Here is a 16,766-nt window from a genome sequence, read left to right as displayed (position 1 = left end):
GTTTTTCTTTTCTAACTACACAAGGAATATCATACCATAAAGAAAAAAGCAATCAAAGGAAACTCCTCCGATTGCTCAATTCTTTTTTGAACGGATTGAACTTATAGGAAGTTTTTATCTATACCAATCAGTGTAGAAAGAACTACCATGTAATGATTCTAGAACACTGGTATTAAGAAAACAAGCAAAAATTCATTTTTTTATGTTTTTTTAACTATCTCAGCGATCTATCTTCTTTATACCATTATTTTTTTCAAATAGTGACCTGTATAGCTTTCTTTTACATCAATGATTTCTTCTGGAGTTCCAGTCGCAAGGATCGTTCCTCCGCCTTCTCCGCCTTCTGGCCCTAAATCAATGATATGATCGGCTGTTTTGATTACATCTAGATTGTGTTCGATCACTAAAACTGTGTTACCAGCGTCTACTAATCTTTGTAATACTTGCAGCAAACGGGCGATATCGTCGCTATGAAGTCCAGTTGTTGGTTCATCTAATATATAGAAATTCTTTCCATTAGAGATTTTGTGTAATTCACTGGCAAGTTTCATCCGTTGCGCCTCGCCACCGGACAATGTCGTTGCTGGTTGTCCCATCGTCACATACCCTAAGCCAACATCAACGATCGTTTGCAATTTGCGATGGATCTTTGGAATATGCTTGAAGAATTCTACAGCATCTTCTACCGTCATTTCCAAAACATCTGCAATGGTTTTTCCTTTGTAATGCACTTCTAATGTTTCAGAGTTATATCGTTTGCCATGACATACTTCACAAGGAACATAGACATCAGGCAAGAAGTGCATTTCGATCTTAATAATCCCATCCCCGCGACACGCTTCACAACGACCGCCTTTTACGTTGAAACTAAAACGACCTTTCTTATATCCCCGCATTTTTGCCTCGTTTGTTTGAGCAAATAACCCACGGATATCATCAAAGACACTCGTATAAGTCGCTGGATTACTTCTCGGCGTCCGTCCGATTGGGCTTTGATCGATATCGATGATTTTTTCGATACTTTCGTAGCCGGAAATTGTCTTGAATTTACCTGGCTTAGCAGAATTTTTATTTAATTTCTGCGCTAATGATTTCTTTAAGATACTATTGACCAATGTACTCTTCCCAGAACCAGACACACCTGTTACTGCTACAAATTCTCCTAAAGGAAATTCGACACTGATATTTTTCAGATTGTTTTCTGAAGCACCGGTGATCTTGATTGCTTTCCCATTACCTTTACGGCGTTCTTTTGGCACCGGGATCGATTTTTTCCCTGAAAGATATTTCCCTGTCAAAGAATTTTCATCATTAGCTACTTCTTCAGGAGTACCTGCAGCAACGATTTGTCCGCCTTGTTCCCCTGCTCCAGGTCCAACGTCGATCAGATAATCTGCTGCCCACATCGTATCTTCATCATGTTCGACCACAACGAGTGTATTGCCAAGATCACGCATTTTCTTCAATGAGCCAATCAGTCGATCATTGTCGCGTTGATGTAATCCGATCGATGGTTCATCTAAAATATACAAAACTCCAGAAAGATTCGATCCAATTTGCGTAGCCAATCTGATTCGCTGTGCTTCTCCTCCAGATAACGTTCCCGAAGCACGACTCAAGGTTAGATAGTCTAATCCGACATTTTCTAAGAATGAAAGTCTGTCATTCACTTCTTTTAAAATTGGTTTGGCAATCACTTTTTCTTGTTCAGATAATGTAAGGTTTGAGAAGAAGTCTACTGCTTTTTGGATAGACAATTCATTTGTTTGCCCAATATTCGTTCCATTGATTTGAACAGATAATGCTTGGGGATTCAAACGATAACCTTTACACGTCTGACAAGTCAATTCGGTCATATAAAGTCGCATTTGCTCACGCGTGAAATCACTGTTCGTATCATGATAACGACGTTCGATATTTTTCAATACTCCTTCGAAAGTTGTTTCTACATCGCGAACGCCACCAAAATCATTTTCATAATGGAAATGGAAAAGTTCATCTGTCCCATTTAAGATGATCTCCTGATGTTCTTCCGGTAATTCTTCAAATGGTGTATCCAAATCGATACCGAAACTTTCACAAGCCTGCGCTAACATTTGAGGATAATACTGAGAGCTGATTGGATTCCATGGAACGATTGCACCTTGACTAAGCGTCTTCGTTCTATCTGGAATGACTAAATCTTGATCGACTTCTAATTTGACGCCTAATCCGTCACAGTCTGGACAAGCTCCAAAAGGCGCATTGAAGGAGAACAGTCTTGGTTCTAGTTCACCAACAGTAAATCCGCAATAAGGACAAGCATAGTGTTCACTAAACAACATTTCTTCTTCGCCAATCACGTCAACCAAAGCATAGCCGTCTGCCAGTCGCAAGGCTGCCTCTAAAGAATCAAATAGACGAGAACGAATCCCTTCTTTCACAATGATCCGGTCGATGACGATCGCGATATCGTGTTTTTTGTTTTTCTCCAGCTCAGGCACTTCACTTAAATCATAGATTTCGCCATCGACTCGAACGCGGACGTATCCCTCTTTTTGGATTCGTTCGAATATTTTTTTATGTTGTCCTTTTTTCTTTACCACGATCGGTGCCAATACTTGGATCTTTGTGCGCTCAGGCAAAGCCATTACTTGATCTGCCATTTGATCTACTGATTGACTGGTAATCTCGATATGATCGTTGGGACAAATCGGATGTCCTACACGAGCAAACAACAAGCGTAAATAGTCATTGATTTCCGTCACAGTACCTACTGTCGAACGAGGGTTTTTACTTGTTGTTTTCTGATCAATAGAAATCGCCGGACTCAATCCGTCGATGCTGTCTACATCTGGTTTATCCATTTGACCTAAAAACTGGCGGGCATACGCAGAAAGACTTTCTACGTATCTCCGCTGTCCTTCGGCATACAGTGTATCAAATGCTAAGGAACTTTTTCCAGAACCGGACAAACCTGTAACGACCACGAATTTGTCTCGTGGAATCGTGACATCTATATTTTTCAAGTTATGGGTACGTGCACCATGAATCGTAATTTTATCGTTAGCCATGTTGTCCTCCTACTTCGAAGCTTTTAATTCTAAAATCATATCTCGCACATTAGCGGCTGTTTCAAAATCCAAAGCTTTTGCCGCATCTTTCATTTCTTTTTCTAATTTCATCAATAACGTGTCTTTTTCTTCCTTCGTCATTTCTTCGTACGAGACTTGTACCGCTTCTTTTGTATCATCTTCCGATTCTTTCGTAATAGAAATCAAATCTCGGATTTCTTTAATGATCGTTTTTGGAACGATCCCATGTTCTTCATTGTACTTCTGCTGAATCGTACGACGTCTTGACGTTTCACCCATCGCTAAACGCATAGAATCCATCACCTTGTCTGCGTACATGATTACTTTCCCTTCTTCATTACGAGCAGCTCGCCCAATCGTTTGGACTAAGGAACGTTCGCTACGTAAAAAGCCTTCTTTATCTGCATCCAAGATAGCAACAAGGGAAACTTCAGGTACATCTAATCCCTCACGAAGCAAATTGATTCCGACTAACACATCAAATTCGCCTAATCGTAGATCTCGAATGATCTCTGTTCGTTCCAACGTTTTGATATCGCTATGCAGATATTTGACTTTGATTCCTAATTCTTTGAAATAATCTGTGAGGTCTTCTGCCATTTTTTTCGTCAATGTCGTTACAAACACCCTTTGATCTTTTTCGACCCGTTCATTTATTTCACCTACTAGATCATCGATTTGTCCCATCATTGGACGGACTTCGATTACTGGATCAAGCAGCCCTGTCGGACGGATGATTTGTTGGATAACGGTATCTGTTTGTTCATATTCATATGGTCCTGGTGTCGCAGAGACATAAATGATCTGATTGACATGTTTTTCAAATTCTTCTAGACGAAGCGGCCGATTATCTAAAGCAGATGGCAAGCGGAAACCGTAATCTACTAGCATCTGTTTTCTCGCTCGGTCGCCATTATACATTCCTCTGATTTGAGGCATGGTCACGTGCGATTCGTCAGCCACGATTAAAAAATCTTCAGGAAAGAAATCCAATAGCGTATAAGGCGGTTCGCCTTCTTTACGTCCGTCCATATGCCGAGAATAATTTTCGATTCCTGAAGTGTAGCCCATTTCTAACATCATTTCAATATCATAATTGGTTCGCTGTTCTAAACGTTGAGCCTCTAGAAGTTTGTTTTCATTTCGTAAAACAGCTAAACGCTGCTCTAATTCTGTTTTGATATTCGCTACGGCATGCTCCATATGTTCGTCATTCGTCACAAAGTGAGTTGCCGGGAAGATTGCTACATGTTCCGTTTCTCCTAAAACTTCACCTGTCAGCGCATTGACTTCTCGGATACGTTCGACTTCATCTCCAAAAAACTCCACTCGTAAGGCACGTTCATCTCTTGAAGCCGGGAATATCTCCACGACATCACCACGCACTCGAAAACGACCGCGCTGAAAATCTATATCATTTCTTTCGAACTGGATACTGACTAAGTCACGAATCAACTGGTTGCGATCTAATTCTGCTCCTTGTCGAATCGAAACGACTTGTTTTTGATACTCAAAAGGCGAGCCTAATCCAAAAATACATGAAACAGATGCAATGACGATCACATCATTTCTTTCTAATAATGAACTAGTAGCCGAATGTCGTAATTTATCGATCTCATCATTTACACTTGAATCTTTTTCGATATACGTATCGCTTGAAGGCACATAAGCTTCAGGCTGATAATAATCATAATAAGAAACAAAATATTCAACAGCATTGTTAGGGAAAAATTCCTTGAATTCCCCGTACAGCTGACCAGCCAATGTTTTGTTATGGGCAATAATCAGTGTTGGTTTATTCACTTTCTCAATAAGATTGGAAATCGTATATGTTTTCCCTGTTCCAGTCGCACCTAATAAAATTTGTGCTTTTTTCCCGCCGACTACGCCATCCACTAATTGATTAATCGCTTCAGGCTGATCACCAGCCGGTTGGTATTTCGAGACAAGCTCAAAGCGTCGGGAGGTATCTCTCTCAATCATTCTTTGTCCTCCTTTTCATTCATTCCTTTTCATTTTACGACCAATAAAAAGAAAAGGAAAGCAAAGGCATTCCTTACTAAAAAATTATACCACACCGAACATACTTTCGCCACTTTTTTCTCTCATTATCCATGTTATGTTTTATAACATAGAATGTTAGAAATTCGCATTTTTTTCATTTTTTCAAGCTTACAGTCTTGTCTGATTCAGCACTTTTCGCCTATAATAATAAAATATTGGAAATTTAGGAGGTTGATTATGAAAAGAAAGCATTTATTTCACTCATTTGTTTTCTTAATGACAGGACTTGTGACACTTGCGTTTGGTCATGTTGCACAAGCTGACAACACTACAACGGCAGAGTCAAGCACAAGCGAGACAATGCAAAAAATAGAGCCCAAAAAAGACGTATACGTAATTGCCAGCGACTCTGCTTTTGCTCCATTTGAATTTCAAAACGCAAACGGTGAGTACGAGGGCATCGATGTAAAATTGATGGAAAGCATCGCCAAACTACAAGGATTCAACATCCGAATGGACTATCGTGGATTCTCCGCTGCTTTGCAAGCTTTAGAATCAGGACAAGCAGACGGGATGATTGCCGGAATGACGGTAACGGACGAAAGAAAGAAAAGCTACGATTTTTCTGATTCTTACTTTGACAGCGGAATTCAATTAGCTGTCAAAAAAGGCGACACTTCGATCAAGTCTTATGAAGATTTGAAAGGAAAAACAGTCGGAGCAAAAGTTGGAACCGAAAGTGCAGAATTTTTAAGCGATCATGAATCTGAATACGGCTATTCTATCAAATATTTTGATGCTGCTGATCAATTGTATGACGGGTTGAAAGTTGGCGCAATCGATGCCATGATGGATGATTATCCAGTCATTGGTTATGCGATCAAACAAGGACAAGAATTGGAAACACCGATTGAAAAAGAATCTGGCGGAAAGTATGCATTTGCCGTCAAAAAAGGGCAAAACCCTGAACTTCTTAATATGTTCAATGAAGGATTGAAAGAATTAAAAAGAACAGGCGAGTACGATAAGATCATCAAAGAATATGTAGCAGATGGTTCAGAATCTTCTAGTGATTCTTCCACAGCTGATGAATCGACATTTTTTGGACTTATCCAAAACAACTATCAAGCATTGTTAAAAGGACTTTGGCGAACGATTCTCTTGACTTTGATCTCCTTTGCTTTGGCTATAGTAATCGGTGTGATTTTTGGATTATTCAGTGTAGCACCAATACGCGCGCTTCGCATGGTAGCTAGCATTTATGTCGATATCATCCGTGGGATTCCGATGATGGTTCTTGCATTCTTTATTTTCTTTGGATTGCCTGGTATCGTTGGATTTACGATCCCCGACTTCATCGCTGGTGTTATCACCTTGACTCTTAACGCAAGTGCTTATATCGCAGAGATTGTTCGAGGCGGAATCAATGCCGTTCCTGTCGGACAAATGGAAGCTTCTAGAAGTTTGGGTCTTTCTTATAATCGGACGATGCAAAAAATCATTTTACCACAAGCGATACGCATCATGATTCCATCATTCGTGAATCAGTTCGTTATCTCATTGAAAGATACAACGATCATTTCCGCAATCGGTGTAGTCGAATTGCTACAAACTGGTAAGATCATCGTTGCACGTACGACACAAAGTACGTATGTTTATTTGATCATCGCGATCATGTACTTGATCTTGATTACAGCATTGACAAAATTAGCGAAAGTTTTAGAAAAGAAGGTGAAGTAAGATGGCAGAAAAAATCTTAGTTGAGCATCTAGTCAAAAAATACGGCGATAACACAGTATTAAACGACATCAACGTATCCATCAACGAAGGAGATGTCGTCTGTATCATCGGCCCTTCAGGTTCAGGAAAAAGTACATTCTTGCGTTGCTTGAATCGTTTAGAAGAACCTTCTGACGGTGAGATCATTATTGACGGCGCCCACTTGATGGATAAAAGCACAGACATCAACTTGGTGAGACAACATATCGGAATGGTATTCCAGCATTTTAACCTGTTCCCTCATCTTTCTATTTTGGAAAACATCATTTTGGCACCGATGGATCTGAAGAAAGAATCTAGAGAAGAAGCAGAGAAAAAAGCAATCAAATTGCTACAGACAGTTGGTCTAGAAGATAAAAAAGATATGTATCCTGAAATGCTTTCTGGTGGACAAAAACAGCGTGTAGCTATCGCTCGTGCTCTAGCGATGAATCCTGACATCATGCTTTTTGATGAGCCTACTTCTGCACTCGATCCTGAAATGGTCGGTGATGTCTTGAACGTCATGAAAAAATTGGCAAAACAAGGTATGACGATGGTTATCGTTACGCACGAAATGGGGTTCGCTAAAGAAGTAGCCAATCGCGTCATGTTCATTGACGACGGAAACTTTTTAGAAGATGGAACGCCTCAACAGATCTTTGAAAATCCGCAAAACGAACGGACAAAAGATTTCTTGAATAAAGTATTAAATATTTAAATTTACTCCTATAGACTGAGACAAGGTCACTGAAAACAGGTATCTCCAAAAGATTGATGTATGAAGTTACAAAGAAATACACCTATCTCTTGGAGACCTATTTACTTGACTTATGTTTCAGCCTTTTTATTTTTCCGTGATAACACTATATTTTCGTTGCACGAATTCCATCAAGTATACATATAGAACAATCACCCCACATAGAATGCACACATGGAGCATACCAAACTCAACCCTCGTCCCCGAATTGATCCTAAAAGTTGAAGCATTTGTATTAAATATTTTAGGATATAGATATAACAAAATATTCTTGAGATCATATTTTCCTAGTGGCGGTAAAAAAAGAAAATAGCTTCCTAAGAGACATAGGCTGATAAAAGAATTCTTTACGACTGTTGTAAAATAATAACAAACTAAAAAGGAAAGAAATGCAAACCCCAATAGGACACTCAATTGAAACGGCGCTTTCTCAAGATAAGATATTTGCCTAATTAACGCTTCATCGATTTGTGTCGATTTGTCAGCATGAACAAAAAATCTTGAAAAAGACTGCAACATCAAAAATAAACTGAGAGAAGCAAGTATAAAAATAGTCAAACTAAGAAACCCCGCTCCTATCTTATGTCGATTGATTTGCCATTGAGAATCCAAACAGCGCCTGATTTTCATTGTATGGTATTTGATATCTGCATTTGCTATTACTATCCCGTATACCCCCGAAAAAAAAGGAAAGAGAACAAAAAACAAAGAAGACAATAATTGATTGATCCCGTTTTGGACATTTAAAGCTGCAAAACTAGAATGATAAGCAACGTAATGATATTTCAACGGATTGTCAACTATTTCAGTATTTTGGTTCATACTGATAGAAAAAGGTTGTTCAAGTATTTCTTGGATCGTTTCACCCCTTGCCAAGGCTTCCTCTACATAATATTGGAAATGACGAAGATGACTTTGAATGAGCATTATTTGAGAAACGAACATTAAAGTAGAAAGCAACAATATTACTGAAAGAAAAAGGTAAAATATTTTCGAACGTCTTTGATAATAAAATTCAAAAAGCATTTTTACCTCCTTTTTGTTGAAATAAAAAAGCTGCGTAGATCTTCGGATGTGATAGGTTCTATTTTTCCGTTTTTTACATTTAATAACTCATCAGCCATTTCCAAGTAATATTCTTCATGACCACTTAAGATGACAGTAGCTTCTTTTTTCAGCTGAACCAAGCAATAAAGCAGCACTTTTCGATTCTTTTGATCTAATCCATTCAACACTTCATCTAATAAAACAACTCGGGGCGCAAGCAACAATAGCAATAGCAGCGAAAGTATCTTTTTTTCTCCCAGAGAATAGTTCTTAACTTTCACATACGATAAAAATGAAAGGGGTAAAAAATCGATTTTTTGTTTAGAGATTAGTTCTTTTATTTGCCGATTTTTTGTCAGTAAAATCAGATTATCTAATCCAGTTAGATTCAAGTAAAAAGGGGTAGAGTCAAAAACACAAAAACAACTACCTGTTTTTTCAATCGTTCCCGAGTAGCTATCAATACCGACAATGCAGCGAAATAAAGTCGTTTTGCCAATGCCATTATCCCCATAAAGATAATAGATTTTATTTTGATCAAATGTGAATGACAGATGATCAAATAAGATTTTTTGCCCAAATCGTTTAGAAAAATCAATAAGTTTCATAGACAAACTCCTGAATAGATTAGTACCATGTAGAACCACCATTACCATATACTTTTTTAACTTTTTCAATCAAAATGAACTAATTCAATCAATCGACTTTTTTATTTATTTATATTTTACCAAAATATAGTAATGGCTCATTATCAACTTTTTATCAATATAGAAAGTGATGGCCATCCCCTTATTTCATTTCCTAGATTCCTTTCCCCCCCCTAATAAACGCTATTGAAAACTAACATTACTAAGTGTTAATACATAAAAAAATAAAAGACTTACCAATTTTTTCTAGAAATAGAAAATTTTGGTAAGTCTTTTTGACACTTGTGTTTTTTACTAGAAAAGCTACTTCCGCTTTTTCCCGCCAAAAGCATCTTTGAATTTATCGAAGAAACCATCTTCTTGTTGTTCTTCTACTTTGATGCCGCCAGCTTCAGCGAATGCACGTAACGCTTCTCTTTGTTGTTCATTTAGATTTTTCGGCGTGATCAGTTTTACTTTGACATGTTGGTCACCTGTTGCGCCACCACGTAACTTCGGAGCGCCTTTTCCACGTAAACGGAAGTTCGTACCTGTCTGTGTACCAGCAGGAATCTTCAGTTTCACATCTCCATGGACAGTTGGTACTTGGACTTCATCCCCCAAAGCTGCTTGTACAAAACTTAAAGGCAATTCATAGTAAATTTCAGAACCTTCACGATCAAAGATATCACTTTCTTCTACACGGAAGACCACATACAAATCACCAAATGGTCCGCCGTTTTCTCCGGCTTCTCCTTGACCAGCTAAACGCATTTGTTGTCCTTCTTCTACCCCAGCTGGTACATTCACTTTGACTGAGTGAGCTTTCTTCTCATGACCTGAGCCATGACATGTTGGACAAGGTTCTTTGATTTCTTTTCCTGTCCCATGACAAACATCACAAGTTTGACGGCTCATCACTCGTCCAAGCGGTGTTTGGCGTTCTACATTAATCGTACCTGCACCATGGCATTTATGACAAGTAGTTGGTTGCGTACCTGGTTTTGCCCCATTTCCGCCACAAGTATGACAGATCTCTTCTCGATTGTACTTGATTTCTTTCTCTACGCCAAAAATTGCTTCTTCAAAAGATAAGTCGACCGTATATTGCAAATCAGCTCCTTGACGAGGCGCATTGGGATCGACTGAACGACCTCCCCCTCCAAAGAATGAGTCGAAGATATCTTCAAAACCACCGAAACCGCCGCCAGAGAAGCCGCCGAATCCACCAAATCCGCCACCAGCTCCACCAGCACCGTAATTTGGATCTGTACCTGCATGCCCGTATTGGTCGTATGCAGCGCGTTTTTGCGGATCACTTAAAATTTCATAAGCTTCTGATACTTCTTTGAATTTTTCTTCCGCATCAGGTTCTTTATTGATATCAGGATGGTATTTTTTTGAAAGCTTACGATAAGCTTTCTTTATTTCATCTTCTGATGCTCCTTTTGAGAGCCCTAAGACTTCATAATAATCACGTTTTGTTGCCATAGGCTTTCCTCCTATTGGTTCTCATCATTTTCACGTCGCTTGTTATCATATCATATTTTGTTTGAAACAAAAACCGATACTTCAAACTATTTTTCAAAAGAAAAAGCCAAAGTAGCAACTTTGGCCTTCTCTCGAAATTCAGTGAACTGATTATTTATCGTCGCCATCGACTTCTTCAAAATCAGCATCAACGACATCATCTGCTCCGCCTTGAGCTGCTTCTGGGTTTTCTTGAGCTTGTTGTTGTGCCGCTTGTTCGTATAGTTTAACAGTCAAGTTTTGAACGATTTCGTTCAATGCATCGCGTTTAGTTTTCATTTCTTCGATGTTGTTTGCTTCAACAGCGGCTTTCAATTCATCGCGAGCTGTTTCTGCTTTTTTCACTTCTTCTTCGTCCACTTTGCCTTCTAATTCTTTCAATGTTTTGTCCACTGAGAATAGCAATGCGTCTACATCATTACGTAGGTCAACTTCCTCTTTACGAGCTTTATCTGCTTCAGCGTTTGCTTCTGCATCTTTTACCATACGTTCGATTTCTTCGTCTGTTAGACCTGAAGAAGATTTAATCGTGATTTTTTGTTCTTTTTGTGTACCTAGATCTTTCGCAGATACATTTACGATCCCGTTTTTATCAATATCGAATGTTACTTCGATTTGTGGGATGCCACGAGGAGCTGCTGGAATATCTGTCAATTGGAATCTTCCTAGTGTTTTGTTGTCAGCAGCCATTGGGCGTTCACCTTGTAATACATGGATGTCTACTGCTGGTTGATTATCTGCCGCAGTTGAGAACACTTGTGATTTACTTGTTGGGATCGTTGTATTGCGGTCAATCAATTTAGTGAATACACCACCCATTGTTTCGATACCTAATGACAATGGCGTAACGTCAAGTAAAACAACATCTTTTACATCACCAGTGATCACGCCGCCTTGGATAGCAGCACCCATCGCAACTACTTCATCAGGATTAACTGATTTGTTTGGTTCTTTTCCTGTTTCTTTACGTACTGCTTCTACAACTGCAGGGATACGAGTAGATCCACCGACCAAAATAACTTCGTCGATTTCTGATTGTGATAGACCTGCATCTTTTAGCGCTTGACGTACTGGTACTTTCGTACGTTCTACTAAGTCAGCTGTTAATTCATCAAATTTTGCACGTGTTAATGTCATTTCCAAGTGCAATGGTCCAGCTTCTCCTGCTGTGATAAATGGTAAGCTGATTTGTGTGCTTGATACGCCAGATAAATCTTTTTTCGCTTTTTCAGCAGCATCTTTCAAGCGTTGTAACGCCATTTTGTCTTGAGACAAGTCAATGCTGTTTTCTTTTTTGAATTCTGCTACCATGTAGTCGATGATTTTGTTATCAAAGTCATCCCCACCTAGATGGTTGTCACCAGCTGTTGACAATACATCAAAGACACCGTCTCCTAATTCAAGGATTGATACGTCAAAAGTACCACCACCAAGGTCGAATACTAAGATTTTTTCGTCACGATCTGTTTTATCCAAACCATAAGCAAGAGCAGCTGCAGTTGGTTCATTGACGATACGTTCTACTTCTAAACCAGCGATTTTACCAGCATCTTTTGTTGCTTGACGTTGTGCATCGTTAAAGTAAGCTGGTACAGTAATAACTGCTTTTTCGACTTTTTCACCTAAGTAATCTTCTGCAAATCCTTTGATATATTGAAGAATCATTGCTGAGATTTCTTGAGGTGTGTATGATTTGCCTTCTACATCTACTTTGTAACCAGCTTCACCGATATGGCGTTTGATTGATGAAATCGTATTTGGGTTTGTCACAGCTTGACGTTTTGCCACTTCCCCTACTTGGATTTCTCCATTTTTGAATGATACAACAGAAGGTGTTGTACGGTTTCCTTCTGGGTTAGCGATGATTTTTGCTTCGTTTCCTTCTAGTACTGCTACTGCAGAGTTAGTCGTACCTAAGTCAATACCGATAATTTTACTCATAATTAACGTCTCCTTCTTTAATTGAAAGTGTAAGTTTTATATCCGCACAATTATTGTGCAACAATGACCATAGTTGGTCTTAACACGCGATCATGTAATTTATAGCCTTCTTGTAGTACTTCTACAATCGTATCGGCTGGTGTATCTTCAGTCGCTGGAACAGTTTGTACTGCTTGATGAAGAGTAGGATCAAAGGATTCTCCTTTAGCAGGGATTTTCTCGATACCTTCTTCTTCCAGTGCGTTACGTAAACTTTCCAAGACCATTTCCACGCCTTTTTTCAAGCTTGCTCCTTGATCATCTGACACTTCGGTGGCTAATGCACGTTCCAGATTGTCAATTGATGGAAGCAATTTTTTGGCTAAATCTTGTGAACGGTATTTTTGTAATTGCTCACGTTCATTTTTTCCTCGATTTGCCATATTTGCGATTTCCGCACGAGCTCGCAAATATTTATCTTCCATTTCTTCTAATTCAGCTTTTAATTTTGCTGATTCGAATTCTTCCGCTTCAACTTCTGAAATGCCTGAATCTTCTGCAGCTTCGACATCGATTTCCGGTTCTGGCTGAGCATCTGTCATTTCTTTATCTAGTTCTTCTTGATTTTCTTTCACGATACAGTCTTCCTTTCATTATTCAGTCAGCTGTTTGATTGCTCTTACTAAGAAAGAGAGAACGATCAGCTGCAAATAGCTTCGTTATTCACATTACGAGTTTGACAAGTCAAGTGATCGATAGTAATCAGCAAGCTTAGCTGCTAGTTCTCTTCGATAAACATCCACTAGACCAAACATCCGAGAATAAGGCATACTAGTCGGCCCCAACAAGGCTATTGTACCTCTTCCATGACCATCTATCTCGTAACTTGCTTGAATCATGCTCATATTCTGCAATAAATCATTACCTAATTCAGCACCGATCTTGATATGAATATTACTATCCATCGGAGTGATCATTTGTGTAAGTCCATCGGAGTCTTTCATAAAAGAAAACATCGATTTAAACTGATCAAGATCTTGACGGGGCTCATAATCCAAGAGATTCATTTGTCCACTGACATAAACTTTTTCTTCAAATACATGACCAAGAACGGTGTCAAACAACTGGGACATCCCTTCTGTCGTCTGGAAATATTTATGAAGAATCATCGGAATCTCTGTACGTAGTTTATGGTACACCGTCATCAGAGGATCCCCGACTAGACGGTCGTTTACAATTTGCACCATTTTTTCTAGTTCCTGACTTCCCATGTATTCGGGAAGAGTGAACACTTGGCTTTCTACATTTCCCATATCTGTCACGACAATCGCAATGATCTGTCGATTATTCAAGGGTACGATACGAAAGCCAGTTAGTCGGCGGTCTTTTATTTCAGGTCCCAACGAAAAAGTCGTATAACTTGTCAGCTCAGATAAGATCTCAGCAGATTGCTTAATGATCTCATTGATCTCATGGAATTCTCTACCTAAAGACTGACGTATCAGTAGCAGATCATCTTCTGCTACGCGAGCAGGTTTTAACAAATGATCCACATAATAACGATAGCCTAAAGCAGATGGAATCCGCCCAGAAGAAGAGTGAGTCTTCAACAGCAACCCTTCATCTTCTAATGCCTTCATATCATTGCGAATCGTTGCTGAGCTGGCCTTGACTCCCTCAGACATCAATGTTTTGGAACCAACGGGCACGCCACTACTCGTATAGTGTTGGATGATCAGACGTAAAATGTCGTTTTGTCGCTTTGTTAACATCTTCCTCACCTCTCATTAGCACTCATAGATTCTAAGTGCTAATCCACTTATAAATATAGCAAGAAGCCCTTCTCCTGTCAAGAGAAAGACTTCATTTTTTAGCACTCTATCGTCTAGAGTGCTAATTCTGAGCAATTGCTATAAATTCAGTTATATCAACGTTTCAATAGTTCTTTATTGTATTTTTGAACTTTTTTATTTAAATTCCGATAAAAAACAAATATTCTTTAAACTATTTTTCAAACAAAAAACGCTCAAACACATTGTTTCCCAAAAAAGTCCCTCTAGGTGTCAAATAAATACGGTCTTCTTCATTAACAAGTAACCCTCCTTCCTCTAACTTCATCAACACATCTCCGTACACCGATTCAATCGTTTGTTGATAGCGATCATAGAAGTGTTTTTTAGCAATCCCAGTTTTTTTTCTTAGCCCCAAGAACATTTCTTCTTCTATTTGATTTTTTCGTGTCAATTTTTCTTCTTCCAATACCGGGCGTTCATTGACTCGTAATGGACGTAAATAGTGTTGGATTGGTCCTTTGTTGCGGTAACGAATATTTCCAAGATAACCGCTAGCTCCTGCTCCAAACCCAAAATAATGGTCATTGTTCCAATACATCAAGTTATGCTGCGACTCGTGTCCGGAAAGCCCAAAGTTACTTATTTCATATTGGTGACGTCCATGTTTTTCCATTGCTTCAATGGTCTCTTCAAACATTTTAGTTTCCGTTTCCTGATCAGGCAGTTCGAGTCTTCCTTGTCGTACCCAGTTCATGAACATTGTTTTGTTTTCTAGGATCAATGAGTACAAAGAATAGTGAGGCAGGTCCAAAGCCAAAGCTTTTTCCAAAGTATCCCGATACCCTTCTAGTGTTTGTCCCGGTAATGCATAAATCAAATCGATGCTTACATTGGTAAAATTTTCTGCTTCTAAAAATTGCATCGTTTGATACACATCTTCTGCGGTGTGTTTACGTCCAATTTTTTTCAATAAGCGATTGTCAAATGTCTGAACTCCCATGGATAAACGATTGACGCCATAGTTTTTCATCACTTGAAGCTTTTCACGGGTCAAATCGCCAGGATTCGCTTCTACAGTAAACTCTTTACCATCCTGGAAAGGCAAGCTTTCTCTAGCTCCTGATAACAATCGATCAAGTTGTTTAGCAGATAAAGAGGTTGGTGTTCCGCCCCCTACATAAAGTGTTTCCAAATTCGCTGTTGGATGACTTTCCAGCATTAATCTCATTTCATTCAGCAGCATTTCCACATACTCATCTACCGGTTGCCCTTCTAAAAAAACTTTATTAAAGTCACAGTAATAGCAGATATGCTCGCAAAATGGGATATGAATGTACGCAGAAACCTTATTTTCTGCGGGATTATTTGTTTCTTTCATTGAAATTCTTTCTCCTTACGTCGAAAAGTCGTACCAATTTTCGACCACTCTTATATACGCATACTAAACGTATTTGGCAAACAAATCCACTAAAAAATCCAAGAATCGACTCCTTGGATGATTTTTTTACGTTCATGATTCCCCTAAACAATCTTGTCCTTATTTTATTCATAAAAAAATCTAGTTAAATCTCTCACTTCAAGAGGTTTAACTAGAATCCAATTATTGTTTTTTTGTAAAAATAAACAGTATCTTAATCATAGATATTTCTTCGGTGTCCTACTTGAATAGCGATAACAACCAATTGTTTATCTTCTATCTCTACCAACACACGATATTTGCCAATTCGATAACGCCATTGTCCTGAACGATTAGCGGTCAATCCTTTTCCGAATTTTCTCGGATCGTCAATACCATCAATATGTTGATACAGCCATCGAACGATCAGCATCGCTTGATGCTTGTCCATTTTACGAAGTTGTTTCTGAATTTCAGGCGTGAATTCTAAACGGTAGGTCATCCCAGCCCTCCAAATTCATGAAGGATTTCTTCCATAGATACTGTTGTTTTTCCACTTTCTACCCAATGTTTATGGGCAATTTCAGCCGTTTGACGATCGTATTCATCTTCTAGTTGTTCCATCGAATAGGTTTTTAGAAGCTCAGATAAAGTAATCCCATAAAATTCCGCCATATAAGAAAGCCATTCTTTTTCGGCATCACTCACACGAACCGTAATCATAGCCATATTATCGCCCCCCTTTTGTATCACATTGTAATACAAAAGGGACAAGATGTCAATTTTGTATGATTTACTTAGCTTATTTTGAGATTTTTCCATTTTTTTAACCAATAAAAAAAGTCAGGAGAATTATTG

The 16,766-nt window shown here is 38.8% G+C and carries 13 protein-coding genes; 2 read left to right on the top strand and 11 right to left on the bottom strand.

The window, feature by feature from the left end; genetic code table 11:
- Positions 1-236 precede the first annotated feature (236 nt).
- The gene (gene uvrA / locus IGJ53_RS06255) at positions 237-3,053 is read right to left on the bottom strand and encodes an excinuclease ABC subunit UvrA (RefSeq protein WP_438749859.1); all 2,817 of its coding nucleotides are present in this window, start codon (positions 3,051-3,053) and stop codon (positions 237-239) included.
- A gap of 9 nt (positions 3,054-3,062) precedes the next feature.
- Positions 3,063-5,057, bottom strand: a complete 1,995-nt coding sequence (uvrB, locus tag IGJ53_RS06250; RefSeq protein ID WP_438749857.1) for an excinuclease ABC subunit UvrB — start codon at positions 5,055-5,057, stop codon at positions 3,063-3,065.
- Between the two features lie 258 nt (positions 5,058-5,315).
- On the opposite strand from uvrB, the gene IGJ53_RS06245 reads away from it, so the two are divergent.
- Both IGJ53_RS06245 and IGJ53_RS06240 read left to right on the top strand, forming a co-directional pair.
- Entirely contained in the window at positions 5,316-6,818 is a 1,503-nt protein-coding gene (locus IGJ53_RS06245) for an amino acid ABC transporter substrate-binding protein/permease (RefSeq protein ID WP_259741591.1), read from the top strand.
- Position 6,819: 1 nt separating this feature from the next.
- Positions 6,820-7,557 carry an amino acid ABC transporter ATP-binding protein gene (locus IGJ53_RS06240; RefSeq protein ID WP_010732443.1) on the top strand — a complete coding sequence of 246 codons (738 nt, stop codon included), beginning with the start codon at positions 6,820-6,822 and terminating at the stop codon, positions 7,555-7,557.
- A gap of 126 nt (positions 7,558-7,683) precedes the next feature.
- On the opposite strand, the gene IGJ53_RS06235 is transcribed toward IGJ53_RS06240, so the two are convergent.
- The 9 genes from IGJ53_RS06235 to relB form a co-directional block, all read right to left on the bottom strand.
- The gene (locus tag IGJ53_RS06235; protein WP_311135306.1) at positions 7,684-8,622 is read right to left on the bottom strand and encodes a hypothetical protein; all 939 of its coding nucleotides are present in this window, start codon (positions 8,620-8,622) and stop codon (positions 7,684-7,686) included.
- 2 nt (positions 8,623-8,624) lie between these two features.
- Entirely contained in the window at positions 8,625-9,251 is a 627-nt protein-coding gene (locus IGJ53_RS06230) for an ATP-binding cassette domain-containing protein (RefSeq protein ID WP_002320123.1), read from the bottom strand.
- Positions 9,252-9,593: 342 nt separating this feature from the next.
- On the bottom strand, positions 9,594-10,760 hold the full coding sequence (gene dnaJ, locus IGJ53_RS06225) for a molecular chaperone DnaJ (RefSeq protein WP_002289374.1): 1,167 nt from the start codon (positions 10,758-10,760) through the stop codon (positions 9,594-9,596).
- A 150-nt stretch (positions 10,761-10,910) separates the two neighbouring features.
- A complete protein-coding gene (gene dnaK / locus IGJ53_RS06220; RefSeq protein ID WP_002400297.1) occupies positions 10,911-12,740 on the bottom strand; it encodes a molecular chaperone DnaK in 1,830 nt (609 codons plus the stop codon).
- Between the two features lie 50 nt (positions 12,741-12,790).
- Entirely contained in the window at positions 12,791-13,354 is a 564-nt protein-coding gene (gene grpE / locus IGJ53_RS06215) for a nucleotide exchange factor GrpE (protein ID WP_002400298.1), read from the bottom strand.
- A gap of 93 nt (positions 13,355-13,447) precedes the next feature.
- Complete coding sequence (gene hrcA / locus IGJ53_RS06210) at positions 13,448-14,491, bottom strand: heat-inducible transcriptional repressor HrcA (protein ID WP_002294449.1); 1,044 nt, start codon at positions 14,489-14,491, stop codon at positions 13,448-13,450.
- Positions 14,492-14,723: 232 nt separating this feature from the next.
- Positions 14,724-15,890, bottom strand: coding sequence for a radical SAM family heme chaperone HemW (gene hemW, locus IGJ53_RS06205; RefSeq protein ID WP_438749853.1), 1,167 nt, complete (start codon positions 15,888-15,890; stop codon positions 14,724-14,726).
- A gap of 253 nt (positions 15,891-16,143) precedes the next feature.
- The gene (locus IGJ53_RS06200; protein WP_002400299.1) at positions 16,144-16,410 is read right to left on the bottom strand and encodes a type II toxin-antitoxin system RelE family toxin; all 267 of its coding nucleotides are present in this window, start codon (positions 16,408-16,410) and stop codon (positions 16,144-16,146) included.
- Positions 16,407-16,637 carry a type II toxin-antitoxin system RelB family antitoxin gene (relB, locus tag IGJ53_RS06195; RefSeq protein WP_086310755.1) on the bottom strand — a complete coding sequence of 77 codons (231 nt, stop codon included), beginning with the start codon at positions 16,635-16,637 and terminating at the stop codon, positions 16,407-16,409. The genes IGJ53_RS06200 and relB overlap by 4 nt, the downstream gene beginning before the upstream one ends.
- Between the last annotated feature and the right edge of the window lie 129 nt (positions 16,638-16,766).

It is taken from the genome of Enterococcus sp. DIV1283b, from assembly GCF_051710965.1.
GTDB lineage: Bacteria > Bacillota > Bacilli > Lactobacillales > Enterococcaceae > Enterococcus_B > Enterococcus_B lactis.
The sequence above is the reverse complement of the archived record's forward strand: the minus strand, read 5'-3'. Positions and strand labels throughout refer to the sequence as shown.

What these genes read in the sequence shown, in the direction of transcription:
- uvrA (WP_438749859.1), bottom strand. Translation starts at nt 3,053, where the DNA reads ATGGCTAACGATAAAATTACGATTCATGGTGCACGTACCCATAACTTG.
- uvrB (WP_438749857.1), bottom strand. Translation starts at nt 5,057, where the DNA reads ATGATTGAGAGAGATACCTCCCGACGCTTTGAGCTTGTCTCGAAATAC.
- IGJ53_RS06245 (WP_259741591.1), top strand. Translation starts at nt 5,316, where the DNA reads ATGAAAAGAAAGCATTTATTTCACTCATTTGTTTTCTTAATGACAGGA.
- IGJ53_RS06240 (WP_010732443.1), top strand. Translation starts at nt 6,820, where the DNA reads ATGGCAGAAAAAATCTTAGTTGAGCATCTAGTCAAAAAATACGGCGAT.
- IGJ53_RS06235 (WP_311135306.1), bottom strand. Translation starts at nt 8,622, where the DNA reads ATGCTTTTTGAATTTTATTATCAAAGACGTTCGAAAATATTTTACCTT.
- IGJ53_RS06230 (WP_002320123.1), bottom strand. Translation starts at nt 9,251, where the DNA reads ATGAAACTTATTGATTTTTCTAAACGATTTGGGCAAAAAATCTTATTT.
- dnaJ (WP_002289374.1), bottom strand. Translation starts at nt 10,760, where the DNA reads ATGGCAACAAAACGTGATTATTATGAAGTCTTAGGGCTCTCAAAAGGA.
- dnaK (WP_002400297.1), bottom strand. Translation starts at nt 12,740, where the DNA reads ATGAGTAAAATTATCGGTATTGACTTAGGTACGACTAACTCTGCAGTA.
- hrcA (WP_002294449.1), bottom strand. Translation starts at nt 14,491, where the DNA reads ATGTTAACAAAGCGACAAAACGACATTTTACGTCTGATCATCCAACAC.
- hemW (WP_438749853.1), bottom strand. Translation starts at nt 15,890, where the DNA reads ATGAAAGAAACAAATAATCCCGCAGAAAATAAGGTTTCTGCGTACATT.
- IGJ53_RS06200 (WP_002400299.1), bottom strand. Translation starts at nt 16,410, where the DNA reads ATGACCTACCGTTTAGAATTCACGCCTGAAATTCAGAAACAACTTCGT.
- relB (WP_086310755.1), bottom strand. Translation starts at nt 16,637, where the DNA reads ATGGCTATGATTACGGTTCGTGTGAGTGATGCCGAAAAAGAATGGCTT.